Genomic DNA, 26,613 nt, shown 5'->3' on the forward strand with positions numbered 1-26,613 from the left:
CCCGCGGACACCCGTCCACCTACTGCAGACAAGGAATCTGTTCCATGGCTCTTCCTACCGCCTCCCTCCAGCTGTCCACGCCGGCGACGGAGCTTTCCGAGCATCCGAACGGATCGCTCGAAAAGCAGGCCACGATCGGCCCGACGACCGTCATCGACCCCTACGTCCTGGTCGAGCGCCGGCTGAACCAGGTCGGCGTCGCGGAGATCGCCGACCGCCTCGACACGCTCGCAGAGGTCGCCGCGACCTTCGGCCTCACCGTCGACCACCACAACCACGCACAGGAGCTCCTCGCTTCCTTCGAGGGGGGCTACCGCTTCCTCAGCACAGACGGACGCACCGCATGAACGGGAATCAGCCGATTCAGGGGGGCGACGGCCCGATGCCGCCCACCATCCAGCACACGGTCGTCTTCAGGCTCGCGCACGCGCCTGGTTCGACCGAGGAAGCAGCCTTCCTCGCCGATGCCGTACGGATCCTGACCGGAATCCCGGGGGTGCAGGACTTCACCGTGAACCGGCAGGTGAGCTCGAAGAGCCCTCTCGCCTGGCAGTTCTCCATGGTATTCGCGGATCGCTCGGCCTACGCGGAATACGACGCGCATCCTGACCACGCCGCGTTCGTGAGCGAGCGCTGGCTGAGTGAGGTCGCCGCGTTCCAGGAGTACGACTACGAGGCGTACTGATCAGCCGAACAGGTCCCGCCTCTCCCTGCGAGCTGTGAAGGCTTGTAGGGGTCAGAGCACGGTGGCGCCGGCCGGGCGCTCACGCGCCACCCCGGAACCACCGACGTTGCGAACGGACGCCCGACGGCGAGTGGGTACTGTCCGATGATGAGCAGCCCGGGCGTGCTGACGGTCAACGGAGGAGTCAGCTGAAGGCGAAGCCGCCGAGCGTCATCGCACTCACCAGCTAGTCGGCGGGAGTCCTTCGCAGGTGACCTGCGAAGGACTCCCGCTGGTCGTCTCAGCGCAGAGATGCTCGTTCTGCGGAGACGAGTGCTTCCACACGGGCCCGCTCGGCACGGCCATAGGTCTCGCGGGTGATCAAGATGCCGAAGAGGCCGATCACCGACGCGACCATGTAGAGCAGCGAGGCACCGGGCCAGCCGAGCCAGCCCACGAGGACAGCCGCGAGGAGCGGCGCGAACCCGCCCAGCGCGGCAGCGATCTGGTAGCCCAGAGACGCGCCGGAGGTTCGGGTCGAGGTGCCGAACTGCTCTGTCAGAAGCGATCCCTGGGTGCCGGTCAGGGAGGCGTGAATGAAGCCGATCCCGAAGACGAAGACGGCGATGACGAGTGCGGGCTGGCCGTCATTGGTCAGCAGGTACATCGGGAAGGCGAACGCGATGGCGACGACGCAGGCGACGATGTAGACCGGACGGCGTCCGACCCGGTCCGTCAACGAGCCGGCGAGGAAGGTCGTGAAGATGGCGACGAGGCTCGCTGCGGTGATCGCGCCGAGGGCGGTCGGCCGGATGTCCGGGTATCGCTCGGTGAGGTAGTTCAGGAGATAGGTCGCCGTGGAGTAGTAGGCGAAGGACTCGACGATACGCAGGGCGATGACGCGCAGGATGCTCCGCCAGTCCCGCCGGAGGGTGGTGAGGAACGGATTCTTCTCGATCCGGCCGTCGGCCTTCGCATCCTCGAACTCGGGCGACTCGGAGAGCTTCGAGCGGACGACCAGGGCGACGACGACGAGGACAGCGCTGAGCAGGAAGGGGATGCGCCAGCGGAGGTCTCCCTCGAGATTGGCGCAGACGAGGAACATGCCGCTGGCCAGAGCGATGCCGAGCGGGTTGCCGGCCTGGGGGATGGCGGCGTACATGCCGCGGCGGTTCCACGGCGCGTGCTCGTAGGCCATGGTGATCGCACCGCCCCACTCGGCGCCGAACGCGAGACCCTGGATCATGCGGATTATTACCAGGAGGACGGGAGCGAGGACGCCGATCTGCGCGTACGTGGGGAGCAGGCCGATCAGGAACGTGGCGCCACCCATCACGAGCATCGCGCCGACGAGCACGGGCTTCCGTCCGAAGCGGTCGGCGAGATAGCCCCCGACCGCTCCGCCGAGAGGTCGCATCAGGAATCCGACCGCGAGAGTGGCGAAGGAGAGCAGCGTGCCGATGAAGCGGTCGCTCTCGGGGAAGAACACCGCGCTGAAGTAGAGCGCTGAAGCGGTGCCGTAGGAGATGAAGTCGTAGTTCTCGACGCTCGTGCCGAGGGCGGCGGCGAGGGCCGTCTTGTTGCGGTCCTTCGAGCCGAGCACGGAGACGCGCGGGCTGGAGTCAGTGGTGGTCACAGAGGATCTCCTTTGATCGGTGGGAGTCAGACGGATGGGGAAGGGGAGGGGAGGAGCTCGTCGAGGGCGTTGAGCTTGCGCACGCGTCGACGCGTGTCCTCGTCGTCGTCGAAGGTCGCCGTGAGGAACGAGGCGACGATCTCGTCGATGAAGGCGGGCGGAACGAGCCACGCACCGAGGGCGATCACGTTGGCGTCGTCGTGCTCGACCGCTTGATGGGCGGAGTAGGACTCGTTGGCGAGTCCGCAGCGGATGCCCGGGATCTTGTTGGCGGCCATGATCGCGCCGGCACCGGTGCCGCAGACGAGCACGGCGCGGTCGGCGCTGCCGTCGAGCACCGGGGCGCACGTGGCCTGGGTGATGTCGGGGAAGTCGACCGGGCTCGTGCTGTCCGTTCCACGGTCGATCACGGTGTGGCCGAGTGCCTCGATGGCGGCGATGACCCGCGCTTTCACGGGGAAGCCTGCGTGGTCGGCTCCTACGGCGACTCTCATGCGTCGGTCCTTTCGGTGGTGGTGGCGAGCAGCTGCTCGACCTCGCGGAGGGCGGGGATGGAGGAGGACGCGCCGGCGCGCGTGACAGTGACGGCTCCAGCCGCAGCGGCCAGGAGCAGGCGCTCCTCGAGCGGAGCGGTCTGCGAGGCCGCGAGGTAGCCGACGACGGTGTCGCCGGCGGCGGTCGTGTCGACCGCGCGGACGCGAGGCGCCCGCACCCGGCCGGAGGCGTCAGCCGCGACGAAGACGGCGCCGTCCGAGCCGAGGGTGCACACCCCGGTCAGCCGGCCGCTCGGAGAGAGGGCGACAGCAGTCCGCCGGAGCAGCTCGAGAGGCGGATCGGGAAAGGAGGCAGTGTCGCGGTCGACGTCGAGTAGGGCGGCGATGCGGTCCAGCTCGTGGGCGTTGACGACGAGGACGTCGGCCTCGAGGACGAGCTCGTCGAGCGTAATCGGCGCGGGCGCGGCGTTCCAGATGACGGTGGCGCCGACCTCTCGGCCGCGGCGGGCGGCCGCGTGATTCGCTCCAGCGGGGACCTCGTTCTGCAGGACGAGCGCGTCGCCGGCGGAGAGCGCGGAGAGTCCGGCCACCACGGCGGTCTCCTCGACCAGCGCGTTCGCGCCGGAGAGGACGAGGATCGAGTTCTCGCCCTCGTCGTCCACCGCGATCACCGCACGTCCGGTCGTCGCCCCCGCCACGCGCCCGACATCGTCGGTGTCGACTCCGCGCTCGCGGAGAGATCGGAGAGCGGCGTCCGCGTCTGCATCGGCGCCGACCAGTCCCACCATGCGGGTCCGCGCTCCCGCCGCTGCCGCAGCGATGGCCTGGTTCGCTCCCTTGCCGCCGGCGGAGACCGAGGCGGATCGCGCGATCGCCGTCTCGCCGGGCCTCGGCAGAGCGGCCAGACGGTACGTCGTGTCCGCGTTGATGCTGCCGACGACGACGACCTCAGCGGTGTCTCCTGCGCGCACTGTGCACTCCTTCGTGAAACGTTTCCATGGAAACGATTCCACGGATACGACGACACTTTTGCACGGATACAGGTGACTCCGCAAGCGCCGGTGGATCAGGCGCCGGAGCGGTCGAGGAGCTCGGGCTCGAAGAATCTCGACACAACGGGCTCGCCCGCGATGAGCGCGAGGACTCCCGCGGCCCCCCAGCGGCCGATCTGCTCGGCGCCGGTGCTGACCGCGCTGATGCGCGGGGAGGCGTATTCGAACCAGTCCAGGTCGCCGAAGGAGATCATCTCCACTCGCGATGCGTACTCATGGCCGAGCGCGCGGTGCAGTCCGCGCATCGCCCCGAGCGTGGTCGGTCCGTTGACGCCGAAGACCGCGGTGGGGCGCACGCCCCTGGCCAAGATACGCATCATCGCGGCTTCAGCTCCGTCGGCGAGGAAGTCGCCCTCTTCGAGGAGGGCGTCGTCTGTTGAGACGCCGTGCGCTGCTCTACCTCGCAGGTACGCACTCCTGCGCTCGGCACCGGTCGAGAACGCGGTCGGCCCGCCGATGAAAGCCACGTCGGAGTGGCCACGCCGCTGCAGCCAGTCGAGGATCAATGCCACGCCCTGGGTGTTGTCGGTAGCGAAGAGGGGAACGTCGACGCCGTCGAGGGCGCGGTTCAGCAGGACGACGGGCAAGCCGGAGCCGATCAGAGCGGTCAAACGCGGAGTGACCGGCCCCTGCGGTGCGAGCAGCAGGCCGTCCACGCGCTGAGAGGCGAAGATTCGGAGCGAGTCCTCGGCCTGGGCCGCGTTCTCGTTGGCGTTCGCCAGCAGGACGGTGTACCCGTGCTTCGTCGCCTCCCGCTCCGCCGCATGGGCGAGCTCCGAGAAGAAGGGGTTCCGAATGTCCGACACGAGCAGACCCAGCACATCGGTCCGGGACCTTCTAAGCGCCCGCGCCGGCCCATGTGTCACGTAGTCGAGGGCCGCGGCGGCCTCGAGGACACGCGCGCGGGACTCGGGTGACGTCTGCGTGCTGCCGTTCAGCACCCGGGACGCCGTGCCGAGAGCGACGCCTGCACGCACCGCGACGTCCTTGATCGTCGCCATCGCTCTCTCCTCGGTCGCCTCCGCCTGGACGGGACTAAGACTGTACCGCTCGCAAGCGGACCGCCCGGTCGAGGAAGACAGCATCGGAGCGACCAGAGCACCACTCCTCCGGACGACCGCGCGATAAACTGACATAAGATACATTATCGGATAAATGCTCATGTAACGTGTAGCAGCTGGCTGGTCGCTGGCGGGCGCCAACTGCTGCCCGGTCCGGCCCGGCCCGTCGACCCGGCCACACCCAGCGGGCAACGCTCTGTCCACATCCCGGACGCGGGGCGAGCGGGCGCTTTACGTAGCTCGTCGAGCTGAGATGAGATCAGGCGAGCGGGTCAGCTTCGCTAACCAACTCCACAGGCGCACTCTGCCCACCGCCACCGCGCCTCCGACCTGATGACATAATCTCGATTATGGGATGCTGGCACGGCCCCGCGCAGCCGCCGGTGTAGACGTTTCTAAGCGGCGGCGATCGCGGGTGCAGGTCAGCTGGGTTCTGGGTAGGTCAGGAAGTCGACGTCGGTGATGTCGGTCATCTCGTCATCCCAGGAGGGGCGGGCCGGCTGCATGCGCTGCGTTTCTCGTTCGATGTGGGCGATGGCGTCTTCATCGACGGGTTCGTCGCCGTGGCTGTTCTCGACGGGGGTGGAGAACAGCTGGCTGGCGGGCCCGATGAGCAGGTGGGCGTAGGCGTTGCTGCCGCCGTCGGCGACGACGGGAACAGAGACGACGTCCGATTTGCCGACGTCCGCGAGGGCTCGCGCGTAGCGGAGGACCGCCTTGCAGGTGACGTCGGCGACGAGCATGGATCCGCTGGAGTAGTAGAGCTTTCTCATGGGGTCGTTGTGCTTTCAGGCCGTGTCGTCGCGGTGGGGGGTTGATCCGGTTCGTCGCTGGTGCGCAGGCCCGCGGCGGTGTAGGAGTCGGCGAGGAGCTGACGGATCCAGCTCGGGTTGATCGCCGGCGGGCGGCCGCCGTGGTACTTGAACCGCAGCGGGATCGCAGGGTGCATCCAGATGCTGGTGCGTCCGTCTCCGATGCCCTGAGCGTCCTTCCAGGAGAAGTAGAAGGACTCGTTGCGGGTCAGTTTCGAGCCGATGACGATCTGGAGGTGGGCGAGGACTCGGTCATCGAAGTCCGCCTCGAGGGAGGAGTCGTAGTGCAAGCGGCCCATGGTGGCCTTCCCGACACAGGAGACTGCGCCCATTTCGGGAGTGTGACACACGCCGGAGCTCCTACCGCCATCCTCGCGAGAATCCGGCGAAGCAAAAGCGAACGCCCCTCTGCCCACAACGCCAGCCGGCACCACTGCGAGTCGTGTCTGACGAACCGGACTGAACCAGGTTCGTCCTTCGAGACGCTCGAGTCCGATGCACGCTGTCGACGAAACCCGCCGTCGAGGACCGGCTGTTTCGCAAGAGCGGCGCGACCTACGGCGACGATGACGACAACGCCGCGCGGCTACAGACAGGTCGGGAACGGAGCTGCAGCCTTCGCAAACCTGACATGATATCATTTATTAGTAGCGTCGGTGGGAGACGCCCGGGGGAGCGCGCAAGCCCTGTACCGCCCTCGACGGGCCTGGGTACCGTCGCTGACGACCCGCACCACTCCTCGAGGCACCGGACCGGTGCAGAACAGGTGACAGCACATGACTCGCGAGCAGAACATCGCCTCCCAGCAGGCCTTCGGCGAGGCGGTCAACGCCGGCGACTTCGCCGCGTTCGACGCACTCGTCGCGCCCGACTCGGTCGATCACGATCCGGCGCCCGGCCAGGCACCCGGCCCGGAGGGATACGCCGCGTTCTTCGGCGACCTGCGGACCGCGTTCCCCGACATGGCACTCGAGGTCGAGAAGCTCGTCGCGGACGACGACAGCGTCGCGTTCGCCTACACACTGACCGGCACGCAGACCGGTGTGTTCCAGGGCCACGCGCCGACGGGCAGGTCCGTGAAGATCCGCGGCATGCAGATCAGCACCTTCGTCGACGGCAAGCTCGCCGAGCGCTGGGGAAGCAGCGACGAGCTCGGCATCCTCACGCAGCTCGGCCTCGCACCCGGCGCCTAGCCGGCGGGACTCCGGCGGGTTCCGAGGCTCGTGTGCAACCACACCTCGGAGCCCGTTGAGCGGAGTGTGTGCGAACAAACTGACATAACGTCGATTATCGGAGATAAATCGCTTGGCCGGGAAGGGCCGATCAGGTCATCGTCAGCGGCACCTCGGCGGTTGTTCCTAGCCGCATGTGCCGGGGTGGAAGCTCTCGGCCCCACAGCCCGGACGACTTCTGCGCTCCTCAGCCTGCTACTCAGGCTTAGAGCTGGCTACATCCCTGGTGAACGCGTCGACGATGGAGGCCTCGTCGGGCAGCGCTGCTTGGGCTTCCTCGGAGAGTTCGTAGCGGCTGACAGCGACGGGCTGCGTGGTGGAGGCCAGGGCGTAACGGACGACGGCGTCGTTCTTGTCGGTGACGACGAGGATCCCGACTGTCGGTTCGTGCTTGCCGAGGACGCGCAGCTTGTCGTCAACGAGGGCGACGTAGAAGCCGAGCTGTCCCGCATCTCGCGGATCGAACTTCGTGGTCTTCAGCTCGACGACGACGTAGCGGAGCTGGTCGACATGGAAGAACAGGAGGTCGACGAAGAAGTCGTCGCCGTCGACCTCGAAATGCACCTGCCGGCCGACGAACGCGAACCCTGGCCCGAGCTCCCGGAGGGTGTCCGCGATGCGGACGACCATGCGCTCCTCCAGCTCACGCTCCGTGGCGTCGCTGTCGATCGCGAGGAAGTCCAGCGCGTACGGGTCACGAGTGATCTGCTGAGCAAGCTCAGAGTCGACCGGCGCGAGAGTGCCGGCGTAGTTGCTCGGTGCTGTAGCTTCTCGCTCGTGCAGCCGGGTCTTGATCTGGTGCCCGAGGACCGGTCGGCTCCAGCCATGAGCGACGTCCTTCGCGGCGTACCACTCGCGCAACTCTTGGTCGTCGAGCTTGTCGAGCAGCTCGGTGATGTGACCCCACGGCAATTGTCCAACGGGTCGTTGGACAATTGCGTCCTCGTCCGGCCATGCCGCCGCGAAGCGACGCATGTAGAACAGGTTCGCGCGGGAGAACCCCTTCATCGAAGGGAACTCCGCCCGAAGATCCTCAGCGAGTCGCTCGAGGACACTGCTCCCCCACGGCTCCCGCTGCTGACGCTCGAGAATCGTCGACCCGATCTGCCACCACAGCCGAAGAAGCTCCGTGTTCACCTTCCGCTGCGCCTGAAACCGAGCAGCATGCACATGCCGCTTCAGCTCATCCAGAGTCGCCCGGTACTCACTCGGAATCACTGCGGTCATGCGAACCACGCTCTCACATCCCGCATCGACGCCGCGGCCCACGGTTCACCCATCGACACCGCGGCCGCTACTACGACGAATCTGCGAGCCATCGGCGCGCCGTCGACTATGCAGGGTCGAACCAAACCGCCCCATCGACTTGTCCGAACACGACTCGGACACCGAGGTCTCGCGAGACGGTGCCTCACCCGAAGAAGCACCGTCTCTCGGTCCCTGCCCCTACGGACCGCAGCGATAGTGCAGCTGCAGCACATACTGACATAGTCTCGATTATCGGAGAAACGTGGACGGCAGGGGAGGTGCTGCCGAAGCATTCTTGACAGGAGAGCCGAGTGCCGCTGACCCGCACACAGAAGGGCACGACCTCGAAGAAGTCCTCAGGGGCGGTGCGGGGTGTAGTCGTGCGCGCAAGTACGCTGGCGCGGTGATCGTCAGTCCTTCTCCTTCCAGCCACGAGCGTCGCATTGCGGGCGCCGTGATGCGGATTGGAGAGACGACAGAGCGGTACACGCCCTACCTTGTAGGAGGTCTTGCGGGCGCCAGCACCCTTCTGGGGACGCTGGTCGGCTTCAACGCCTGGCTACTGATTCCGACTGGCGCTTTGCTGGTCAGCGCCGGGGTCGTCGCCGTTGCCCGCGACCGATGGCTGAAGTCCCGGGCGGTGCAGCGTGACCTCGATTCCGCCGCGGCCACAGCGGCGCTGGAGGCATCCGCGACCGCGGAGCTCGAGGACCTGGCCGAGCGACACTCGATCGTCGCTGACGCCTTCGCGGAGATCGCGTCCGCAGCGGCCGAGATGGCAGACATGAGCAAAGCCGAGCGGGAGCGTGCTTTCGAGCGACTGGTCAAGCAGTCCGTCGACGCGATTGCATACCTCCTGCACGGCGACATTCCCGGCGTCCGCGCCGTCGTCTACCAGGTCAACGCCGCCGAAACCCTCATGGAACCGGTCGACAAGGCCTCCAACGGGCACCGTATGCCCCCCTCTCCGTTCGTCGCCGGCACGATCCGGGGAGACAAGGCCTTCCAGATTCTGCGCTCCGGGCGATCCCGGTTCGTCGATGACATCGCAAACGCGCCCGACGATTGGGCGGGATCCGGAAACGGCTACAACACGTTCATCACCACCCCGATCATCACGCCCACCGGGGCGTTCGGACTAGTCACCGTCGACGCACCCCTCATGGACACGCTCACCGAGGAGGACGAGAACGATCTACGTCTCATCGCCGGAATTCTTGCTGTCGTGTTCGCCGAGTATCGCCGCCGCACTCCCGGCCGAACCGCCGCGGATCCTTCTGCAGGTCCGGATCCGGCCGTAGAGTGAAACCATGACGATCGCGGATCCGGGAAAAGTGGAGCTGTCACAGCCCCGACGGGATGGCCTGCGCGACCTGACCAACGCGGCCGTTCGCAAAGAGATCATCGACGAGGCTCGACGCGACGCCCAGCGATCTATCGCTCGCTCCCGCCGCAGCCGTCGCACCTCAGCTCAGACGACTCGCTGAGCCATCGAGGAAGTGCCGGAACCACCTTTGTGGTCCTGGCCTCCCCCGACACCGCGGCGGTCACCTTGCTGGCAGTTGCGCGCCCGACGCAGACACGCCTCTCGCAGGTCTGCGACAGGAAACGGCTCGCCGAGCTCGCGCTCGTAGCCTGCGCCGGCGAGTCGCATTTCTCCTACGAACGATCACAGCGCCTCGTGACGAGGCGCCTTGGCTCAGCGCTTGCCCTCGAGCCTGGTTCGCAGGTCTGCCAGCTCGGAGTCGCTGGCCCCGATCCAGCCAGCTCGGATCGCGAAGAGGAAGTATCCCTCCACTGCATGAAGGAGCTTCTCCATCTCGTCGATCTCCGCCGGGCTCCCTGTTTCAGCATGCTTCAAGGCCTGCAGCCGGCTCCGAGCTTCGGCTACGCCGAGGGCGGCCATCTGGTGGAAAATCGACTCATTCTCAACGGCCAGTCCGCGGTGAACGAAGCAGAGGGCTTGTCCCTTTTTCGTCGGCACCGTCTTCCCGTCCTTCTTGTAGGTGGTTCCTTCGAGGTCGACGTAGTTGGCGCGCAACCAAGCGAGGACGATGTCCTCGGGGAAGGCGTTTCGGAGGAGTCGGTCCACGAACTCGATGAGCGAGTTCGCAGCCTGAGAGATGCCGTCAGGTGAGTGATGAAGCGCGTAGCGCGCACCAGCGATCTTCCTCGCGAGCGTCTCGTTCAGCGCTTCGATCCGCTGCTCGGATCCTTCGGTGACGAGGACTCGGAACTGCTCGGCGACCGACGTGATGTCAGCGGTGAAAGTGCGCGCTTCGTCCTCGCGGATCGGCACGTCATCGAGGGGCAGATCGAGATCGAGGAGACGGTCAAACTGCTGATCGAGCTGCAGGAGCATCTTCAGCGCGGTGTGCTCGAGGGTGGTGATGCCGTTGATGCTCTTGAGCTGCTTGGCAGTCAGGAACGCGGACGCGTCATCGAGGGCGACTGCCATGGGGATCAATGCTCGGAAGGCTCGGCGCAGAGCGATGACGAGCAGGGCCCCCTCCGAGCGCAGCGCGTGATCGATCCTGTCGTAAGCGCCCGCGCCGACCATCCGACGGAGGAACCACTGGCCGTTCCTGGTCTTGAATCGGCCGACCCATGGAGCGATCTTCTGCTCGTCGAGCCCCTGCGCCGCGACGGTGAGCTCATCAAGTCTGCCCTCGCTGAAGTCGGGCAGGGCGTACTCAAGATCGCGGAGCTTCTCCTCGATCGATCGCTGATCCGTGTCATCGAGTAGACGTCGGAGGACGATGACGGAGGCCTCGAGCACGAGGAGGACGGTGTCGCTCAGGCCGTAGAGCTTCCGGATCCGAGGGTTCACCGTCCGGAGGGCTGAGGCAATCTCCGACGTCTCCCCTGCAATCCCGGGCGGTTGAACATTGCGTCGATGTCGGGCATTTTGTGTAACACTGGGACTGATCACAGCTGTGTCTCTCTGTGTGATGGGTCACTCGATTTCCTAGGTCGGTAGTGACTCCGGTGGGGCCTCGCGCTGATGCGTGGGGCGTTCCATCGAATCTACGTTCGATGTAGTTCAGGTTGCGCTCGAAGGGACCTTCGACGCTAGGGCGACACGCCGGGAACCGCGTTCTCGTCGTCTTGGTCCAGGAACATGACCGGCTTGCTCTTCTTCGGTCGGACCTGCATGGCGGCGCGCCGCGCATCTGCCGCGAACGCCCCTTGCGGCGTGTAGCGACGAACCTCGGCCCAGCCGATCGGTGACTTGGGGTCGACGCGCCAGTCGGTCTCTGACGAGATCAGCCCCTTGGCGGCGAGCCCCGTGAACCCGCGCTTCGCGGTAGAGGCTGAGATGCCGTACCAGGAGGGCATGCGCTCGTAGGGCAGTGAGTGGCCCGCACGTTGGTCGATGACGATCAGGAGCATGGCCTTCTCGGCGAGGCTGAGCTGGATGTGGTGGCCGTCTCTCCAGTACGCGTACGGAAGGGAGAACCAGGGCTCGTCCTTCGAGTTCGGGCGCTCGTACGGAGTTCCGTCTCCCGATTCATCGAGGAGCTGGTAGCTCCGACGATTGCCCTGCCTGTGTCGCGCGATGAGCTTCAGGCTGACCAGTTTCGTTGCGACCTTCGCCCAGTGGGTTCTCGCAGCAGCGGGTTCGGCGTTAACGTCAAAGCCGAGGATTCTTGTCCAAACAGCAGCGGCATAGCTCACGTGCCAGGGCTCGCTGCTAGCTGCCGCGTGGAGGACGAGGTAGGCGTCGAGGGCAGCAACGTCCCGGCTCCTCACGATCTGCGCCAGCACGCTCCCCCTGTTGCCGCTCTCGTCCGGGTCGTTGAGCTGAAGGAAGGTCCGCCTGATCGGCACACCCCCACGCCCCGACTGGTCGAGGACGGTTGAGATGAGCTGCTGCCGGTCAGGGAGCCCTGTCGGGCCGGCAGCCCTGAGCCGGCCCCGAGCAGCTGTCGTTACGCTGCGTGCGGATGCTGATGTCATAGCCCCAAGTATGACAGCTTCGATCCCGTCCGTGTTCCGTGTCAGTGATACTCATGTTCCGTCTGAGACCAGACTATACAAGGTCATCCAAGTTCAAGGACGATCCCAGATGCGATGACGTGGAACAACGTAGAGGTGAGTCATCCCGGATGCAGCGAGCATGGGTATGAGTCGAGTGCCGTCGTGTGAGTACATCGGCGAAAGGTTCTTCCGTCTGCAGGGTTGGTTCAAGCAGCTACCTGGGGGCTTCGCCGCCGAAGCGCGGTTGCGTTGTTGGAAGGGCCTAGGCAACAGGCCGCGGCGCGGGGCCTGGTTAGGCGTGACGCTCGTCCTCTTCGGCGCGGCGGTCGAGCTCGTCTGCAATTCCCGAGAAGGGCCCGTGACACCAAGTGATGTCGCGAGCCCTTCCTTGTTCGCGCGTCAGCGACCAAGTTCGGATCGTTCGATCTGGCGACCTTGCCCGTGTCCGCCGCGCGTCGACGAGACCCGTGTGCGCGCTGCGGGGTCCGCTCCGTAAGCGGGAGTTGCAACGAGGCGTCCACGTTCATCCGCGCACCGATCTGCTCCTGCGGGACATCTTGGGCTTGCATCGTGTTCGCGATGTGAGCCCGGCGCTCGGCGCTGTCGTACGCGAGCTCCCCTTCGGAGCGGGCCACGGCCGCACGTCGCTCGTTTGTCGCTGCAGGAACGCCCTCAGGGGTACTGCAGACAGATGTCCCCCGCGCGAATCGCGCGGGGGACATCTGCTGTTGACGCCTTAGAAGGCGTCTCGCGCCCACTGCGGCAGGTACGCCGGCGGGTTGAACGGGTCATACTTGAGGTTGCAGAACCAGGAGTCGAAGGCGTACGGGCCGTCGACGGTCGCGACCGATCCGGGGAAGCGCGCGTTACACCATCCCTGTATGTCAAGGCTCCCCTTGAGGTTGACGCCCCCAGGGAAGCCGGCGTCGTAGCACTGCCACCCATACGGGTTCAGCGGCTCCACGGGGTACGCCCCCGCGAAGTTCTGATCCTTGCAGACACTGGTCATGTCGACTGGGATCTCGGCAGTCCACTCCGCAGCCTGTGCAGAGGGGGCGAAGAGCGTCGCCGTCAGCGCGACGACTGCTCCTGCACCGCCCAAGGTGGTTGCCAGGAATTTCTTCCCGGGCAGAGAATTGAACATCTGTTGCTCCTTACGGTGCTGGCGTAGAACGCCGTCGAGTAGCAGGTGTGCGGCGGGAGTTGGTTGGACCCGATCTCGTCGCATGTGGCGTGCGGGGCTGTGAGTAGTCCCGCACGTCCCTCTCGCTCGCGGAGGGTAGGGAGGACGATCATTTTCAGATGCGGGCGATGATTTCGCCGGGGGAAGAGCTCCCGATGGTCCGCACTCTGAACCACAACATGTAGCGCCCCTAATGCCGACCAGGGGCCATATGTTGTGTTACACCCGTGTAGTTCTGGTGTGTTCCTCATGGTACGGGTGAGGCGCGGGCGAGTGGGAGAAATGAAGCTGGGAAAAACCCCTTAACTGGTGAGCCCTCCCAGCGACAGCCCCCCGCGAGTGCCATACGACCGGAGATTTACTCATGTCACTTGCGCAGGTGCTGTCGAGAAACCCTGCCTACGAGCAAGCAACTACCAACGAAGAAGGGCCCCTGACAGCGAACTGTCGGGGCCCTTCTTGGCTGATGCGCAGTTAGCGACCTGGTTCGGATCGCTCAATCTGGGCACCCTGGCCACGAGCGCCTCGGGTGGAGGGGACGCGCGTGCGCTTCGTGGCCTCCGCGCCGCGCGCAGGAGTCGCGAAGGAGGCGTCAACGGTCATCCGCGCATTCACCTGCTCCTCGGGGACGTTCTGAGCCTGCATCGACGCTGCGGTGTGCGCTCGGCGCTCGGCACTGTCGTACGCGAGCTTTCCTTCGTTGCGTGCCGCGGCCGCGCGCCCATCCTGAGCGGGTGCCGGAGCGCCGTCAGGGATGCTCTGCTGGCCGCCGTCGTCCCGGTAGAGCGCGACCTGGGCACGAGCGTCCTCAGCGAGGCTGCGTAGCTCCTCAGAGCTCTGCGTGGGGGTGCCGCCGACCTCCGCATCGCGGTCGTACTGAGCGGCTTGCTGCTCGAGCTCGTCAGCGCGACGCTCGCCGTGGACGGGGATCTCGGCGGACGTGTTCTGGGAGGCGCCGTTGGCGCGGTCGAGGCGGTCGGCCTCCGCGATCATCACCCGAGCCTCGGTGACGTCGCGCTGTTTCTGTGCCCGCTCGGCGTCCGTTGCGTCGACGGCGCGGCCGCCGGCCGGGTCCATACGCCATTCCTGTACGAGAGCCGCGCGTGCGGCTTCGGCAACGGCCGGGTCCGCGGGCTGCACCCGTCCGTCGTCATCGAAGGCGATGGCCGTCTCGACGCGGTAGTCCTGGTAGCCGACCGGATCGTTGGCGCGCTTCCACTCCTCCGCGAGGCTCAGATGCATCGCGGGAATGTCTCCTGCAACCGCTGCACGGTAGTCCTCGACCAGCGCCCGCTCGGCCGAAGGGTTGGGCTCAAGGGTGTCGCCGACAGGCATTTTGAGACGGTCCTCGTCGTGCCGGTGGTACCCCTCGGGCGCCGCCGCGATGGCCCACTGCTTCGCGAGGTCCAGCTCGGTCGGGGTGTCGCGAGCGATGCCCTGCAGCGTGACGACGTCGACGCCGTAACGCTCCTTCGCCTCCGACGCGATCAAGGCACTGGCGGACGCGATCTGCGGGTCCGCGTCCTTCCACGCGGTCGCCGTCTCCGCGACGCGGGCGACGTCGCGCACGCTCGCCTGATCCCACCACTGGGGATCGTTCACGACGGTCACCGCCCGCCGTGCGGACGCTCGTTCGCCCTCGTAGCGGGTCGCGAGCTCGCGCGCCTCGATGGCGCTGCGCTGCTGCGCTTCGCGCATCACTTCCTGGTACGCGCGGGCCAGCTTCTCGCCGAGCTGGATCGCGATAGTGAGCGCGATCCGCGCGGACGAGTTGATGGACTCCTCCACGCCTCCGTCGTCGTCAGCCATAGTGATTCCTCCCCTTCACTGGTATCGGTCTAGCGGTCGTGTCCATCGCGCTCGCGCGGCTCGGTGCCACGCTGCGGGGCAGCGGTCGAGGTGACGGTCGGCTCCGCCTTCGTGAGCTTCGTCGGGACGGGAGTGCCGGTCGCGAAGCTCGCCTGCACCGTCTCGCGGGCGCGGCGGGTGGCCTCGGGGAGGGCGTCCCAGGCGTTCTTCTGGATCTGCGCGCTGTAGCCCTCGTGGACCGTCTTCAGCTGGTTCCGGATCGTCCCGGCGAGCTCGCGGGTGCGGCGGGCGTCGCCGGCGGCCTTGTGGGCGTCCATGATCGCTCGCGTGGTGCGCACGATCTGGCGCAGCAGCATGGCTTCCTCGGCGGCCTTGTTCCGCTTCCCGGCGGTCGCGAGGATCAGCATCGTCGTCCCGGCCATTGACGGCATTCCCGCCGGCCGGGGTGTCGACTCGTGCGCGCGCAGATGCGCGGAGCGGGCAAGGGTCCGTGACGCTTCGGCGAGCGGCCCGGGTGTCGGCTCGAGGCGCCTCGACCATGCGGCGTAGGCGCCGGATGCTTCGCGGGCTGCGTGTGCCCAGGTCGCGCGATCGGAGGGGTCCACTCGACTCAGGTAGTCGTGCAGACGTCCCATGTCCTCCGCGTAGGAGGAGTAGAGATCACTTGAGAGCTCGGTCGCTTCGCGGCCAGGCGCGACGGGCTCGTAGCGCCACGGGTTCTTGGCCGTCGCGCGCCACTCATCGACTGCTGTCTGCGCGGACTGTGGTGAGTCCGGCCAGCCTTTCCGCAGCTCTGGGAGAGTGAGATCTCGGGCGAGCTTCCCGCCGCCGTGCCACACCACGGGCGTGCCCTTCTCGGGACGCAAGGCGACCGAGTAGCCGGCGACGACGTCGTCGCGGCCCGCCGCGTAGCGCGGGCGGATGAGCACGCCGGCCTGGCGCATCCGGCGCACGAACTCCGCCTCGTCCGCTGACGATGATGCCGACGAGCGGACCGCGCGCTCGAGCCGGTGAGCGTCGACCTCGACCGCGCCGCGGCGCTGCGCGGACTCGCGCGCGCCGGGCTGCACGCCGCGCTCCCCCAGCTCACGCTCGGGCGCGTGCAACGGTTCGAGCCCGTACTCCTTCTCCAGCTGCCGGCTGACCCTCTGCGAGTGCGCCTTGTCGTAGGCGACGTGCGCCTTCGTGCCGTCGGCGCGCACCGCGGAGACAGCAATGTGGATGTGGTCGTTGCCGTTCTTCGATACGCCGTGCCGTACGGCAATCCACCGGCAGTCGGCCTTCCCGGAGGATTCGCCGGCGAACCCCATCCGGTCCACGAAATCGGTCGCGATCCGTCCCCACTGCTCATCGGTGAGCTGCCCCTCCTCCGCACGCAGCGAGAGGGAGCAGTGCCAGACGTCAGCGGCGACGCGCTTGCTGCCGATCTGCTCGCCGGAGTCCTTGTCGAACACTTTTTCCTGGCGGGTCACGTCGACGCCGAAGAAGTTCTTGTACTCGTTCAACTCCGCTGCGATCGCGGCGGCCTCGACCTGATCGAGCACGCTCTCCCCGTGCATCGCCATGATCGCCGGGTCACCCGCGATCAAGTGCTGCTCGGTGTGCTCGTTCGCGCGCCCCTCTCCCGCGAGGTAGCGCACGAGACCGCCCATGTCCCCGCCGTACGTGACGTTCGGGATCACTGGCCGGCCAGTCGTCGCAGCGTCTCGTTCACCCGCGGCACCAACGCCCGATACTCCGCCGCCACCTGCACTGCTTCCTCAGGAAAACGGCCCTCGGTGTTCGCGAACCGAGCGAGCTGATTCATGTTGCTCGAAAGACGACCCATCAGCGTCCGCAGCTGCATCAGCTCCGAACCGACCGACTTCCACTCCACATCCGACCGGACCTGCGGATCGATCGCCGCCTCGAACATCAACCGCGGCACCGTCACATCCAAAACCTCAGCGCGAGCACGCAACATCGCATCCTCATCCGGGGACACCCGCACGACGTACTTCTTCTCCCGACGCTGCTCCGGCGGAACGTTCGGACGACGCTTCCGACCGAACAACCGGCTCGACTCCGTCATCACATCCCCATCCTTCGGCCCAGCGCAGCGCCAGACCGGCAAGCAATTTAGGACACCTAAGTTGACAGCTTGCTCTGCGCTCTTGTCCCGCAAAGCGTCACCATAGTCTGCCCACGGCCGGGCTGGTCGAGCGCACCCGTTTCGGTACCCGATCGACTGCCGTCCTCGGTAGTCTCGGGGTATGAACGACGTCACTCGGAACCCTGATGAGGCTGCGGAGGCGGCTCGCCGCCTCCTCGAATCCACCGTCGAGAGGCGGGTCGAAGCGGTGCGGTCGATCGTGAGCGCAGCGAACGACACCGACACCGCACGGACCGCTCTCTCTGACGCGCAGACCCGCCACGCCAAGGCGTGGTCCACCGCACTCGCGTGCGGCTGGTCCGAGAAAGAACTCCGCGCAGCAGGCGTCCCGCGACCCGAGCAGGCCCGCGCCCGAGTGGCGCGCACTCGCCGGCCTTCGGCCGGCGACACCGACGTCGCCGGTTCGATGGACGGCGTCCCCTCGGAGTCGATGGAGCAAGTCGCGTGACTGGCGACAACGACGCGCTTCACGCGCAGGTCCGCGACTGGGCCGTAGGGTCGAACCCGCTCACCGCTGCGGTCGAGCTCTTGATCCGCTCGGGCCTCGTCTACGAGGGCGCTCCGTGGGTCCGGACCGACAACGCTTGGAAGACGAGCGCGGTCGACTTCGACCGCATCGGCTACGAGATCGGCGCGCTCAGTGGCGGCGAGCAACGCATCGCCCGCATCGCCACCTCACTTGGTCACGGCACCCCCGTCGACCTCCGCGAAGACATTTCCGGACTTGATTACACACATACGCGTCTCGTGCTCGCCGCGGTCGCCCACGCCGCCGGATTCACTGAACCCGGAATGACCGTCACGCACGTCGACGGCGTCCCCACCCTCACCCCCTACGACGCGCTCGCCACCTGGCCGGTCGACTAACATCGACCCGACTCAGCACCCCCCCGCTGACGTCGGAAAGCCCCCGCTCGAGCCTCAGCTCGCGGGGGCTCTTCCATCCCGACCGAGGGGCAGACTAGGCAGCTGCGTCAGTAGGATCCGATTCGTGGACGACTACGAAACCCAGCTCACCGGCATCTTCACCGCAGTCGAGCAAGGCGTCGACGGCGACGACGGTGCGAAAGTGAACGTCGACCGGCCAAAGATCCTTCACGACCGGATCCGCGACTGCTGCGAGGCCGTCATGACCGTGACGTCGAAGGGGCAACCCAACCCGCCGCAGACCGCCGGCGGCACATTGCCCGCGGACTGGCAGAAGGTCATCTGCGCGAAGCTCGATGACGCAGTATTCGATCTCTCGATGGACGATCGCCAAGGAGCCGCGGACAATCTGTTCGAAGCGCTCCAAATGGCATCGCTCGCCAGCGGTCGAGAGACGCCAAGCAGCAGCTGAACGCCACAACCGGATGGTGGGCGTGAGCCGCCGTTCGAGCCCTGATCGAGCAGGGGCTTCTGTCTCTCGACCACGTTGAGGTCGACTCGCAGTGCGCTCCGCACCGTACGCCACGCGATCTACCTCGCCGAACCTCGTGCAATCGTGACACGGGTAGAACGCGGGCTCAGTCGGTCGGTGACGCCCCCTGACCACCTGTGCACAGCCCAGCTCTCGCTGGGGCTGGCCTGCACACAGGTGGACAGCGGGACCCCGACCGAATCGCAGGCCGTAGGCCAACCGAGGCGCATGCGCGGAGTCGTGCGAGTCGCGGTACCCCTCGCCGGGTCAAGTAGACGTCCAGTGAACGTCTAATACCGATGCTGGTTCAGTGCGCCGCGTCGTACGCGGCTTGAACGTCGGAGGGTAATCGGCCGGACCTCGGAGCCTCGTATCCGTGGCGTCGCGCCCAATGCCGGATCGCTGCCAACATCTCAGGACTCTTACGCCCCGCGCTCGCAGCGACAGCCGTCACGCGAGGTCGAACTTGCGCGGCCGAGAGTGGCCGTGCAGCGTCGACGAACCGCGCGAGAGCGAGGTGGAGGTAGCCGATGTTGGCCGCGGTTAAATCGATCTCGTAGGCGTCGTCATCGACGGAGAAACTCACCGTTCGACCGCGCCCGGCCGAGATCGGCACGCCAGTCAGATCATCGACCAGATCGACCCGAGAAGCCACGCAATGAATCCCTCCTTGACCGGCCCGCAGACGCGGACGTCTCTCCCACAGTAACGACCATCACCAAATGGCCCGGAAGCATCATGGCGTCACTCCTCTCGCCGCGCGAGAGCAGCAACCTTCAGCTCGTTGAAGTCGTGCCGTGAATCGACACCTGAGCGCCGCCACCTTCTCGTTAGCACTCCTCAGCGCCCTTTCCTCGCTGGATGGTCAGCCAGGCACCGACGGAGCCCAGGAACACCTCGGCGGAGTCAGAAGAGACCGCTTCGCTGACTGACGCGCAACGTGTCGCTCGAGCACAAACATCGCCAAATACGTCAGCTGGGCAACGAGCACTGCACGCGCTCCACCCCGATGGATGCCAGGAGAGGGGCTGATGCGATCCGGCCTGGAACCGCTACCGTGCGAGCGGGATCGTCGCGCCTGTGCGACGGCCGTGAGAGGGGAATCACATGCTCCGAAAATCCAGCCGCCGAACACGCATGACATCCATCGGCATCGCAGCCATGACTTTCGCCACCGCGCTGACAGTCGGCGCCGCCGTGCCAGCACAAGCCGACGTCGCGTATGGGACGCTGCAGGGAACGGTGAGCGGCGCCGGAGCTGGTCCCGTCGCTGGCATCGACGTGATCCCCGTCAGCGACCAGGGGTACCAGGTCGGGGACGGTGCAACGAGCGATGCGGAGGGCCACTACTCCCTGAGCGTCGAGACCGGCTCTTACCAAGTGGCGTTCCTCCCGCCGACGGGGAGCCCCTGGGCGGCGCAGATGTGGGACGGGGTCCTTACCATTGCGGAAGCGTCCGAAGTCGACATCTTCGCCGACTCCACTACGACGGCCGACTCGACCCTGATTCTCGGCTCGACCGTCTCCGGCCGGGTCACCTGCGACGGCGTCCCCACCGGAGGCATCTCTGTCGGAGCCGTGAACCGCATCAACCTCCTGTTGGGGCGTGGGGCAGTGACGAACCCGGATGGCACCTATGCGATCACCGGCGTCATTCCGGGGAACGTCGAGATCTCGTTCCAGCCCTTCCCCATCGACTGCATCCCCGAGTTCTGGAAGGACGTCCCCCTTGGAGGAACTCCGACGCCTCTCCTCGTGACCGCGGGCCAGGACCGCATGGGCATCGACGGCGAGCTTTCGAGCACCGAGGCACCCAAGCCCGCCGTCCCGGCGAAGGTCGCCGCGGTCCTCGAGCGCCTGGGCATCGACGCGACCGACCCGCGCATCGCCGCCGCCTGCAACGCCACGACCGACTCTGCGCTGCAGCGCAGGATTGAGCGCCTCGGCGTAAAGGTGTCACTGTCCACCGTCCGCCAGGTGCGCGCAGCACTCTGCTGACCTCAGCGTCGAAGAACCACCTCGACGAGAGGGACTACCAGCCACTGAGAGAAGCGGTCGTCGGCAAACGCCGGCGGCCGCTTCTCTTCATCCCAAGCGCGACCACAGTGCAGTCGCAACACCGCAATTGTGAGAGATCGCAGCTCGGCGCGTCTCAGCGACCCTCTGGTTTTGGGGCGAGGCAGCTCCGACGCCGACAGCGCAGCTCCGGGCCGCCCGGCGCCTAGGCTCGCGGAATGGCGAGTGTCGAGGGGGCTCAGGCGCCCCTCCTCGCCCGAGAAGTTTGAAAGGAGATCGGGACACGATGGGACTGTTCTCTCGGCGCCGGCCCGTAAGCGGCGCGGCGGATGCGGTGGCCGTGGTTGCCGATCCGGCGACGGGGCGGGCTCGGGTGGGTACCGACGCCGTGCCGATTCTCCCGCTGGTTCTGGACGATCGCGCCGTGGCGGCGCTGCTGGCCCGATCCGCGGCCTCCAACGCTCCGATCCTGGCGCCACATGAGTCCGGGCTGACCGTCGCCCATGTCCTCGACCGGGACGGGGCGTGGGAGTACGTGACGGCGTCGACGGCGGCGCGCCTCGGGCACACCGAGGAGTCGCTCGCCGCGGAGGCGCTCGCCTGGCTGGCGCGCATCGACCCCATGGTGTCCGGCGGCGACGGGCGATTCCTCCTCGCGACACCGCCCGGCAGCGAGGAGCTCGCGGCGTCCCTGATCCTGAGGGCGGGGTTCCTTCACACGCTGTTCGACGAGTTCGTCCCCGGCGACCCGCTAGTCGCGATCGGTCAGCGCGTATCGATGCACGTCTGCGGCACGGAAGACTCCGACGCGGTAGCGGGCCTCCACCAGCTCGCCCGCGGACTCTACGACGGCGGCGACGCGGCCCCGGTCAGCACCACCCTTTACCGCCTCGGCGCTGACGGGTCGGCCATGCCCTTCTGACAACTCATCGCCCGCACTGCTGAGACCGACGGGTGCTGGCGCTCTCGAACGTGGCAAGCTCACCGCGGTCAGAAATAGATAGGCGTTAGAACGCCTGCTTGTCGAACCCCTCTGGGGCAGAGTTCATCGGATCCGTCCACTGTAGGCCGGCGGCGACCGCGCGAGCCAAGCTCGCGAGGCCGGTGCCGAAGTAGCAGTACCCGTGAGTCGTCTCGATCTGCTGATGCGGCGGCATCACCACGAGGCGCCAGTTGAACAGCATCCTCCACACCTCGACCGTGAAGGTCTCCGTTTCCTGCAGCCGAAAGCCGTTCTCCGTTCGCACGATCCGCTCCCCCGCGACGTTGGCCTCGGAGCGCAGCTGTCGCTCGATGTCGTCGAGTACCTCAGCTCGGGTGCGCAGCATCGTCTCCTGATCCACCCTCCCAGTGTCCCGATAGCCGCCCCGTCACCGTGCATTTCATCGGGCGGGTCTTATGGGACACCGCCGCCGGCGCCGACGCGCGGCTCAGCCCCCTCGCCGGCGTGGAGCGTTGAACGACCCCCGACAGGGACGCGTCGCGCGCCTCGCTCGCACCGTTCTTGTCGACACCTCGCGTTCCGCTTACCGCCGAGCGCGCCCGTCCAAAGCGTCTCTAATCCAGTCAGGGGACGTCCTGCCCGCAGCATGGTGATGGCAGCCCGTTCGAGCCGGGCCGAGTCAGAGGAGCCTCGCACTGCGGGTACGAGGCTCCCGCTCAAGCAAGCAGGGATACCAGAACGGCTATTTCCGGGCAGGACGGCACAACTGCGCCGCACGACGACCGGTAACCGATCCCCCGACGAGATGTCGATCGATCAGCGCGCCGCCAGCAGCCCGAACGATCCGATGACGACCGGCACCACCGCGACGGCCAGCAGGAGGTAGGACAGCACGAGCCCCACCGTCGACTCCCGGCGAGGACCCTCGCGTCGTGGTCATCGAGAGTTACGGCCCTGTGTACCGAGGCGCTCCGACGGTCCTCCGCTGGGCCGAGTCCTGGCTGGCGGCCGGCGGACGCGTACTCGGGTGGACCATCACCAACGAATTCACAGCCGGCGACCGCATCGCGGTCGAGTGGCGACTCGAGTGCCACTGGGACGGAGCGGACCACGCCTTCGACGGATCGACGCTCGCGACCGTCCGCGACGGAAAGATCGCATGGCTCCGCGAATACGCGACCAGCGCTCCCCTCTCCGACTGGGAAGGACGATGGAACTAGGGGCCGAAGCGCGCTGGAGGCTCTGTCGGATGCCCGGATCGCAGTAGGTGGTTCTACCGCCCAGAGGACGATCCCCGTACGGGACGTTCGATCGCTCTCGCTACCTTCTCCGCAGCCACCGCGACAACCCCGTCGCGCTGCACTGCCGATCTGACGACGATGGACGCATGCAGCAGCTGACTTACGCATCGAGGAGTCTGTTCACGACGGATGCAGTGGTGCAGGCGCTGCTCGAGCTGGTGACAGCGATCGATCGACAGCAGCACTCCGAGACGGTCACGATCCCCGCGTTCACCGAGCAAGGTCGCCTGGTCGAAGCGAAGCTGACCCTGAACGCCGGAAGCGAGCTCGTCGCTGTCCCGGTCGACCTGCAGGCGGTCGGTGTGGATGAGGCAGCTGCATCGGAAGCCGCCGAGGCGGCTGTAGCGAACATCCGCTCCCGAATCAGCGAGAACGAGCGCTACGTGGCGCATCCCATGATTGATGACGAGCCTCCATATCCCGACTACGACGAGTTCCGGGACTGACAACGGTGTACGAGCGGCGCGCACCCCGACAGCCCGAGGACGCCATCAACCGATGGACGAGCAAGGCGTGAGGATGCTGCCGCGCGCGTCTCGTTTTCGGTCGTGAGCGTGCACCTGCCAGGACACGGAGACGGTACCTCCGGTGAGGAAATCGTGTGGCTCCTGGAGTCCTTCGTCAGAATCCTTCCCGGCGAGGACGCTGCCGTGTCCGTGCTCGGCGCTCCGTTTGACGCGCAGACGCTAGCGGCGACGAGCCATCGAGCGGCGACTCTCGACGAGATGCAAATCGACCTCGGGGAGGGGCCAGCTTGGGATGCGCACCGCACGTACCGTCCGACCGAGTTGCATGTCGATGAGGAGCGGAATTTCGCTGCCTGGCCGGTCTTCGGGCTCTCCGCCGAGGCAGCCGGAGCGAGGACGGTCCTCGCCGTTCCCATGCTGGTCGGCACCTCGAGCATCGGCGCCGTCACCCTCTACAGCAGTGCCTCGATGCGGCTCGATGCTCAGCATCTGCAGCTCGCCAATCGACTATCGGGAACCCTGGCCAAAGCCGTGGCCGAGCAGATGATGAGCCTTCCGGCGGACGGGACGCTCGCCCGCGATCCCGCGCTCTCGCGCCGAGAAGTGCATCAAGCGGTAGGGATGGTAGTGAGCCAGATGCGATTGACACCCGCGGACGCCCTGCTGATGATCCGCGCCTACGCTTTCGCAGAAGGGATCAGCGTTCGCGACGTGGCTGCACTGATCATCACCCGAGCGCTCGACTTCTCCCCCAATCCGCCGGCGTGAATCGAAGCCGGAGGCACTGAGTCATCGCTTCCGCGGCGAATCTGCCCGTGTGCGCGTCCCGGTGAACCATCCCCATACGGAACGGTCGAATCAGCGCAGGCGCCTTCACAGAGCCCCTGTCCCAGCCGGCGGCAGCTCAGGTGGACGCGCTCACGGCGGCCGAGGCCTGAGGTGGATCTGCACGCGCTCCCGCCATTTGGCAAGGGTCTACTCCTCGGCGCGCTGCCAGGCCTACCGTGGCGGACGAGATCGAGCAGAAGGACGCGAGGACAGGATGCGAGCACTCGAACTGGTCATCGGTCATCGTCATTTCCGCCTGCCGGCCGAGACGGATCTCGATCAGCTCACCGACCGGATTCAGGAGGCTGCGCGCGTGGGTGGCGCGATGGTTGAGTTGCCGGGGCCGCATCCGGTGTCTGCGCTCATCACGCCGGCGACATCCGTCTTCCTCGAAAGCATCACCTCGGCGGAACAGGGACACATCCTCTATCCCGTTATGGACGACTTTTCCGAACCGTTCCTCTACGACGATTTCTGATTCGACGCAACTGGAGTGCGCTCAATGGATAGACGATCCGGCGATGAAGATCCGGAGCCTCGCATCATCTCCGGGCGGTTGCCCGAGCATGTGGCTCTCGTGCACCAGGCGGCCGGTTTCGTCGGCGCCGGCCTCGGCCTTGCCCCTGATGATGCTCTGCGGGTCCTCGAGCGGGAGGCACAGCGGCTCGGCATAGACCTGAGCGTCCTCGCCGCAGACATTGTGGAACGCCGTCGCCCCTTGCCGAGCGCGGAGTAGCGGCGGCAGAACGGTCTGGCCGGAGGGCGCAGGCTCTGACGTCAGGCGAGGGTGAGGAAGAGCTTCTCGAGCTCTTCCACGGTGAGCTTGCGCGGAGGGGCGTCAGCCGTGTCGTCGTCAGCGGAGTCCGCGTCGTCGGTGATGAGGCACTGACGCATGGCGGTGGAGATGATCGCGAAGCCGGCCCGATCCAGGGCGCTGGAGACGGCGGAGAGCTGGGTGACGACGTCGCGGCAGTCTCCGCCGTTCTCGACCGCACTGATCACCGCGGCGAGCTGTCCCTGCGCCCGCTTGAGGCGGTTCGCGATCTTCCGGATGGCGTCCGTGTCGTGGAGTTGGCCAGCGGTATCGGTCATGCTCGTTCTTCCTGTTCGCGGCGCGTGCGCGTCGAGTGCTCTGATGTTGCGGGTGCTCGGCAGCATCGGGATCACAGTACCCCTGGGGGTATCAGCATGAAAGCTGTGGCGCGATCCTCGATCGCCCGAGCTGACTCGTTGCGAGAGCGTCAGCGGGTGAGGAGTCCCGCGATGCTGACGGACGCGACGAACACGGCGACGAGGAGGACCAGTACGGCGAAGACGATCTTGACGGTTCTGTCCGGGAGGCGGGAGGCGTAGCGGGAGGCGATGAGGGATCCGACGATCGCGGCGCCGCTGAACAGGAGGATGACGGGCCAGTCCAGGGTGGCGCCGGGGAGGTGGGCGCTGAGGCCTGCGACGGAGTTGATCACGATGATGACCAGCGAGGTGCCGACCGCGGTGCCGGCGGACAGGCCGAGAAGGAGGATGAGGGCGGGGGTGATGAGGAATCCCCCGCCGATGCCGAGCAGGCCCGTGAGGAATCCGACGACCAGACCCACTCCGATCGCGCGGAGCGCGTAGAGGCGGACCCGGTGATCGTGTCCGGTGGGTGGGGCGGTGAGCATGCGGATGCCGGCAGCGACCATGAGGGCTGCGAAGAGCAGCATCAGCACGTCCGGGTCGAGGACCTTGTTGACCTGGGAGCCGACCCACGCGGCAGGGATTCCTGCGGCGCCGACGAGAGCGGCGGTGCGCCAGTCGATCGCACGGCGCAGTCGAGGGATCACGGCGGAAAGCGCGGCAAGCCCGACCACGATCAGGGACGCGGGGACGGCCTCGTCGGTCGACAGACCGACGCCGTAGACCAGGGCGGGGACGGCGATGATCGAGCCGCCGGCGCCGACCAGGCCGAGAACTGCTCCGATGAGGAGCCCGAGAGGGAGGGAGATGAGGCTCATGCGCTCTTCCGGGGTATCGAGTGGGTGAGGGCGCTTTCCGCGAGGTCGGCGAGAGCTGACGCGGTGAGGACGCCGGCGTGGCGGTGCGCGACCTCGCCGCGGCGCAGGAGGAGGACTGTGGGGACGGTGCGTATTTCGGCTGCTCGGGTGAGCAGCGGTTCGGCTTCGGTGTCCACGGTGGCGAAGAGGATCGACGGGTAGTGCTCGGAGAGGCTCGCGAACACGGGCGCGAAGGCGCGGCAGGGACCGCACCAGCTCGCCCCGTAGCTGATGAGAGCAACGTCGTGCGCCTTCGTCATGGTGTCGAAGGTGTCTGCGGTGAGGGTGTGGACGGTCATCGA

The 26,613-nt window shown here is 66.8% G+C and carries 32 protein-coding genes; 14 read left to right on the forward strand and 18 right to left on the reverse strand.

The genetic code is table 11. The features are described 5' to 3' along the window. Positions 1-44 precede the first annotated feature (44 nt). The gene (locus MT355_RS20080) at positions 45-347 is read left to right on the forward strand and encodes a hypothetical protein (protein ID WP_132438184.1); all 303 of its coding nucleotides are present in this window, start codon (positions 45-47) and stop codon (positions 345-347) included. Continuing rightward, on the forward strand, positions 344-685 hold the full coding sequence (locus tag MT355_RS20085; RefSeq protein ID WP_243600889.1) for a Dabb family protein: 342 nt from the start codon (positions 344-346) through the stop codon (positions 683-685). Before MT355_RS20080 ends, MT355_RS20085 begins: the two co-directional genes overlap by 4 nt. A gap of 280 nt (positions 686-965) precedes the next feature. Here MT355_RS20085 and MT355_RS20090 read toward each other — a convergent pair whose 3' ends face one another. From MT355_RS20090 to MT355_RS20115, 6 genes are all read right to left on the reverse strand, one after another. After that, positions 966-2,300: an MFS transporter gene (locus MT355_RS20090; protein ID WP_132438185.1), complete on the reverse strand. Its 1,335-nt coding sequence runs from the start codon at positions 2,298-2,300 to the stop codon at positions 966-968. 26 nt (positions 2,301-2,326) lie between these two features. Further along, positions 2,327-2,794: an RpiB/LacA/LacB family sugar-phosphate isomerase gene (locus MT355_RS20095; RefSeq protein ID WP_132438186.1), complete on the reverse strand. Its 468-nt coding sequence runs from the start codon at positions 2,792-2,794 to the stop codon at positions 2,327-2,329. Beyond that, positions 2,791-3,765: a ribokinase gene (locus MT355_RS20100; protein WP_243600890.1), complete on the reverse strand. Its 975-nt coding sequence runs from the start codon at positions 3,763-3,765 to the stop codon at positions 2,791-2,793. Before MT355_RS20100 ends, MT355_RS20095 begins: the two co-directional genes overlap by 4 nt. A 95-nt stretch (positions 3,766-3,860) precedes the next feature. Continuing rightward, positions 3,861-4,847, reverse strand: a complete 987-nt coding sequence (locus tag MT355_RS20105) for a LacI family DNA-binding transcriptional regulator (protein ID WP_207905691.1) — start codon at positions 4,845-4,847, stop codon at positions 3,861-3,863. Between the two features lie 482 nt (positions 4,848-5,329). Beyond that, entirely contained in the window at positions 5,330-5,680 is a 351-nt protein-coding gene (locus MT355_RS20110) for a hypothetical protein (protein ID WP_243600891.1), read from the reverse strand. Further along, entirely contained in the window at positions 5,677-6,051 is a 375-nt protein-coding gene (locus MT355_RS20115) for an ATP-dependent DNA ligase (protein ID WP_308197445.1), read from the reverse strand. The genes MT355_RS20110 and MT355_RS20115 overlap by 4 nt, the downstream gene beginning before the upstream one ends. A gap of 444 nt (positions 6,052-6,495) precedes the next feature. Between MT355_RS20115 and MT355_RS20120 the strand changes: the two genes are divergently transcribed. Continuing rightward, on the forward strand, positions 6,496-6,912 hold the full coding sequence (locus MT355_RS20120; RefSeq protein ID WP_243600892.1) for an ester cyclase: 417 nt from the start codon (positions 6,496-6,498) through the stop codon (positions 6,910-6,912). Positions 6,913-7,146: 234 nt separating this feature from the next. Here the strand turns inward: MT355_RS20120 and MT355_RS20125 are convergent, their stop codons facing one another. Then, positions 7,147-8,178, reverse strand: coding sequence for a YhcG family protein (locus MT355_RS20125; RefSeq protein WP_243600893.1), 1,032 nt, complete (start codon positions 8,176-8,178; stop codon positions 7,147-7,149). A 424-nt stretch (positions 8,179-8,602) separates the two neighbouring features. Here MT355_RS20125 and MT355_RS20130 point away from each other — a divergent pair, with 424 nt between their 5' ends. Continuing rightward, complete coding sequence (locus MT355_RS20130) at positions 8,603-9,505, forward strand: hypothetical protein (protein WP_243600894.1); 903 nt, start codon at positions 8,603-8,605, stop codon at positions 9,503-9,505. A 4-nt stretch (positions 9,506-9,509) separates the two neighbouring features. Next, positions 9,510-9,686 (forward strand): hypothetical protein, encoded by a 177-nt coding sequence (locus MT355_RS20135; protein ID WP_243600895.1) that lies wholly within the window; start codon positions 9,510-9,512, stop codon positions 9,684-9,686. A gap of 212 nt (positions 9,687-9,898) precedes the next feature. Here MT355_RS20135 and MT355_RS20140 read toward each other — a convergent pair whose 3' ends face one another. The 6 genes from MT355_RS20140 to MT355_RS20165 form a co-directional block, all read right to left on the reverse strand. Next, positions 9,899-11,029, reverse strand: a complete 1,131-nt coding sequence (locus MT355_RS20140; protein ID WP_243600896.1) for a hypothetical protein — start codon at positions 11,027-11,029, stop codon at positions 9,899-9,901. Positions 11,030-11,271: 242 nt separating this feature from the next. Then, complete coding sequence (locus MT355_RS20145) at positions 11,272-12,159, reverse strand: hypothetical protein (RefSeq protein WP_243600897.1); 888 nt, start codon at positions 12,157-12,159, stop codon at positions 11,272-11,274. Positions 12,160-12,916: 757 nt separating this feature from the next. Continuing rightward, a complete protein-coding gene (locus tag MT355_RS20150) occupies positions 12,917-13,324 on the reverse strand; it encodes a hypothetical protein (protein ID WP_243600898.1) in 408 nt (135 codons plus the stop codon). 513 nt (positions 13,325-13,837) lie between these two features. Further along, positions 13,838-15,172: a hypothetical protein gene (locus MT355_RS20155; protein ID WP_243600899.1), complete on the reverse strand. Its 1,335-nt coding sequence runs from the start codon at positions 15,170-15,172 to the stop codon at positions 13,838-13,840. A gap of 29 nt (positions 15,173-15,201) precedes the next feature. Next, positions 15,202-16,824 carry a relaxase/mobilization nuclease domain-containing protein gene (locus MT355_RS20160; RefSeq protein WP_243600900.1) on the reverse strand — a complete coding sequence of 541 codons (1,623 nt, stop codon included), beginning with the start codon at positions 16,822-16,824 and terminating at the stop codon, positions 15,202-15,204. A gap of 26 nt (positions 16,825-16,850) precedes the next feature. Continuing rightward, entirely contained in the window at positions 16,851-17,243 is a 393-nt protein-coding gene (locus MT355_RS20165) for a plasmid mobilization relaxosome protein MobC (protein WP_104292870.1), read from the reverse strand. A 525-nt stretch (positions 17,244-17,768) separates the two neighbouring features. Here MT355_RS20165 and MT355_RS20170 point away from each other — a divergent pair. Both MT355_RS20170 and MT355_RS20175 read left to right on the forward strand, forming a co-directional pair. Continuing rightward, entirely contained in the window at positions 17,769-18,191 is a 423-nt protein-coding gene (locus MT355_RS20170; protein WP_243600901.1) for a hypothetical protein, read from the forward strand. A 124-nt stretch (positions 18,192-18,315) separates the two neighbouring features. Then, positions 18,316-18,663: a hypothetical protein gene (locus MT355_RS20175; protein ID WP_243600902.1), complete on the forward strand. Its 348-nt coding sequence runs from the start codon at positions 18,316-18,318 to the stop codon at positions 18,661-18,663. Between the two features lie 367 nt (positions 18,664-19,030). Here MT355_RS20175 and MT355_RS20180 read toward each other — a convergent pair whose 3' ends face one another. Further along, positions 19,031-19,378, reverse strand: coding sequence for an Lsr2 family protein (locus MT355_RS20180; RefSeq protein ID WP_243600903.1), 348 nt, complete (start codon positions 19,376-19,378; stop codon positions 19,031-19,033). Between the two features lie 482 nt (positions 19,379-19,860). On the opposite strand from MT355_RS20180, the gene MT355_RS20185 reads away from it, so the two are divergent. Together MT355_RS20185 and MT355_RS20190 are read left to right on the forward strand one after the other, a co-directional pair. Beyond that, the gene (locus MT355_RS20185) at positions 19,861-20,721 is read left to right on the forward strand and encodes a carboxypeptidase-like regulatory domain-containing protein (protein ID WP_243600904.1); all 861 of its coding nucleotides are present in this window, start codon (positions 19,861-19,863) and stop codon (positions 20,719-20,721) included. Positions 20,722-21,025: 304 nt separating this feature from the next. Continuing rightward, positions 21,026-21,661: a hypothetical protein gene (locus MT355_RS20190; protein ID WP_243600905.1), complete on the forward strand. Its 636-nt coding sequence runs from the start codon at positions 21,026-21,028 to the stop codon at positions 21,659-21,661. 85 nt (positions 21,662-21,746) lie between these two features. Here the strand turns inward: MT355_RS20190 and MT355_RS20195 are convergent, their stop codons facing one another. After that, the gene (locus MT355_RS20195) at positions 21,747-22,082 is read right to left on the reverse strand and encodes a hypothetical protein (protein WP_243600906.1); all 336 of its coding nucleotides are present in this window, start codon (positions 22,080-22,082) and stop codon (positions 21,747-21,749) included. A 532-nt stretch (positions 22,083-22,614) separates the two neighbouring features. Here MT355_RS20195 and MT355_RS20200 point away from each other — a divergent pair. The 5 genes from MT355_RS20200 (at position 22,615) to MT355_RS20220 (ending at position 25,014) form a co-directional block, all read left to right on the forward strand. Beyond that, positions 22,615-22,902: a nuclear transport factor 2 family protein gene (locus MT355_RS20200; protein ID WP_243600907.1), complete on the forward strand. Its 288-nt coding sequence runs from the start codon at positions 22,615-22,617 to the stop codon at positions 22,900-22,902. 167 nt (positions 22,903-23,069) lie between these two features. Next, a complete protein-coding gene (locus MT355_RS20205) occupies positions 23,070-23,429 on the forward strand; it encodes a hypothetical protein (protein ID WP_159987026.1) in 360 nt (119 codons plus the stop codon). Positions 23,430-23,582: 153 nt separating this feature from the next. Next, complete coding sequence (locus tag MT355_RS20210) at positions 23,583-24,218, forward strand: GAF and ANTAR domain-containing protein (protein WP_308197447.1); 636 nt, start codon at positions 23,583-23,585, stop codon at positions 24,216-24,218. 274 nt (positions 24,219-24,492) lie between these two features. After that, the gene (locus MT355_RS20215; RefSeq protein ID WP_243600909.1) at positions 24,493-24,756 is read left to right on the forward strand and encodes a hypothetical protein; all 264 of its coding nucleotides are present in this window, start codon (positions 24,493-24,495) and stop codon (positions 24,754-24,756) included. A gap of 24 nt (positions 24,757-24,780) precedes the next feature. Then, positions 24,781-25,014, forward strand: a complete 234-nt coding sequence (locus tag MT355_RS20220; RefSeq protein ID WP_243600910.1) for an ANTAR domain-containing protein — start codon at positions 24,781-24,783, stop codon at positions 25,012-25,014. A 41-nt stretch (positions 25,015-25,055) separates the two neighbouring features. Here MT355_RS20220 and MT355_RS20225 read toward each other — a convergent pair whose 3' ends face one another. The 3 genes from MT355_RS20225 to MT355_RS20235 form a co-directional block, all read right to left on the reverse strand. After that, a complete protein-coding gene (locus MT355_RS20225) occupies positions 25,056-25,370 on the reverse strand; it encodes a metal-sensitive transcriptional regulator (protein WP_243592990.1) in 315 nt (104 codons plus the stop codon). A gap of 149 nt (positions 25,371-25,519) precedes the next feature. Then, positions 25,520-26,272, reverse strand: a complete 753-nt coding sequence (locus tag MT355_RS20230; RefSeq protein WP_243592989.1) for a sulfite exporter TauE/SafE family protein — start codon at positions 26,270-26,272, stop codon at positions 25,520-25,522. After that, positions 26,269-26,610 (reverse strand): co-chaperone YbbN, encoded by a 342-nt coding sequence (locus MT355_RS20235; RefSeq protein ID WP_243592988.1) that lies wholly within the window; start codon positions 26,608-26,610, stop codon positions 26,269-26,271. The genes MT355_RS20230 and MT355_RS20235 overlap by 4 nt, the downstream gene beginning before the upstream one ends. Between the last annotated feature and the right edge of the window lie 3 nt (positions 26,611-26,613).

Source organism: Rathayibacter sp. VKM Ac-2929 (assembly GCF_022815495.1).
GTDB classification, from domain to species: domain Bacteria; phylum Actinomycetota; class Actinomycetes; order Actinomycetales; family Microbacteriaceae; genus Rathayibacter; species Rathayibacter festucae.

Excerpts from the sequence above, each read along its gene's own strand:
- MT355_RS20235 (WP_243592988.1), bottom strand. The coding sequence starts at position 26,610 with ATGACCGTCCACACCCTCACCGCAGACACCTTCGACACCATGACGAAG.
- MT355_RS20095 (WP_132438186.1), bottom strand. The coding sequence starts at position 2,794 with ATGAGAGTCGCCGTAGGAGCCGACCACGCAGGCTTCCCCGTGAAAGCG.
- MT355_RS20190 (WP_243600905.1), top strand. The coding sequence starts at position 21,026 with ATGGGACTGTTCTCTCGGCGCCGGCCCGTAAGCGGCGCGGCGGATGCG.
- MT355_RS20155 (WP_243600899.1), bottom strand. The coding sequence starts at position 15,172 with ATGGCTGACGACGACGGAGGCGTGGAGGAGTCCATCAACTCGTCCGCG.
- MT355_RS20185 (WP_243600904.1), top strand. The coding sequence starts at position 19,861 with ATGACATCCATCGGCATCGCAGCCATGACTTTCGCCACCGCGCTGACA.
- MT355_RS20125 (WP_243600893.1), bottom strand. The coding sequence starts at position 8,178 with ATGACCGCAGTGATTCCGAGTGAGTACCGGGCGACTCTGGATGAGCTG.
- MT355_RS20220 (WP_243600910.1), top strand. The coding sequence starts at position 24,781 with ATGGATAGACGATCCGGCGATGAAGATCCGGAGCCTCGCATCATCTCC.
- MT355_RS20105 (WP_207905691.1), bottom strand. The coding sequence starts at position 4,847 with ATGGCGACGATCAAGGACGTCGCGGTGCGTGCAGGCGTCGCTCTCGGC.
- MT355_RS20080 (WP_132438184.1), top strand. The coding sequence starts at position 45 with ATGGCTCTTCCTACCGCCTCCCTCCAGCTGTCCACGCCGGCGACGGAG.
- MT355_RS20110 (WP_243600891.1), bottom strand. The coding sequence starts at position 5,680 with ATGAGAAAGCTCTACTACTCCAGCGGATCCATGCTCGTCGCCGACGTC.
- MT355_RS20120 (WP_243600892.1), top strand. The coding sequence starts at position 6,496 with ATGACTCGCGAGCAGAACATCGCCTCCCAGCAGGCCTTCGGCGAGGCG.
- MT355_RS20165 (WP_104292870.1), bottom strand. The coding sequence starts at position 17,243 with ATGACGGAGTCGAGCCGGTTGTTCGGTCGGAAGCGTCGTCCGAACGTT.
- MT355_RS20085 (WP_243600889.1), top strand. The coding sequence starts at position 344 with ATGAACGGGAATCAGCCGATTCAGGGGGGCGACGGCCCGATGCCGCCC.
- MT355_RS20115 (WP_308197445.1), bottom strand. The coding sequence starts at position 6,051 with ATGGGCGCAGTCTCCTGTGTCGGGAAGGCCACCATGGGCCGCTTGCAC.
- MT355_RS20150 (WP_243600898.1), bottom strand. The coding sequence starts at position 13,324 with ATGTTCAATTCTCTGCCCGGGAAGAAATTCCTGGCAACCACCTTGGGC.
- MT355_RS20225 (WP_243592990.1), bottom strand. The coding sequence starts at position 25,370 with ATGACCGATACCGCTGGCCAACTCCACGACACGGACGCCATCCGGAAG.
- MT355_RS20145 (WP_243600897.1), bottom strand. The coding sequence starts at position 12,159 with ATGACATCAGCATCCGCACGCAGCGTAACGACAGCTGCTCGGGGCCGG.
- MT355_RS20215 (WP_243600909.1), top strand. The coding sequence starts at position 24,493 with ATGCGAGCACTCGAACTGGTCATCGGTCATCGTCATTTCCGCCTGCCG.
- MT355_RS20230 (WP_243592989.1), bottom strand. The coding sequence starts at position 26,272 with ATGAGCCTCATCTCCCTCCCTCTCGGGCTCCTCATCGGAGCAGTTCTC.
- MT355_RS20160 (WP_243600900.1), bottom strand. The coding sequence starts at position 16,824 with ATGGGCGGTCTCGTGCGCTACCTCGCGGGAGAGGGGCGCGCGAACGAG.
- MT355_RS20135 (WP_243600895.1), top strand. The coding sequence starts at position 9,510 with ATGACGATCGCGGATCCGGGAAAAGTGGAGCTGTCACAGCCCCGACGG.
- MT355_RS20205 (WP_159987026.1), top strand. The coding sequence starts at position 23,070 with ATGCAGCAGCTGACTTACGCATCGAGGAGTCTGTTCACGACGGATGCA.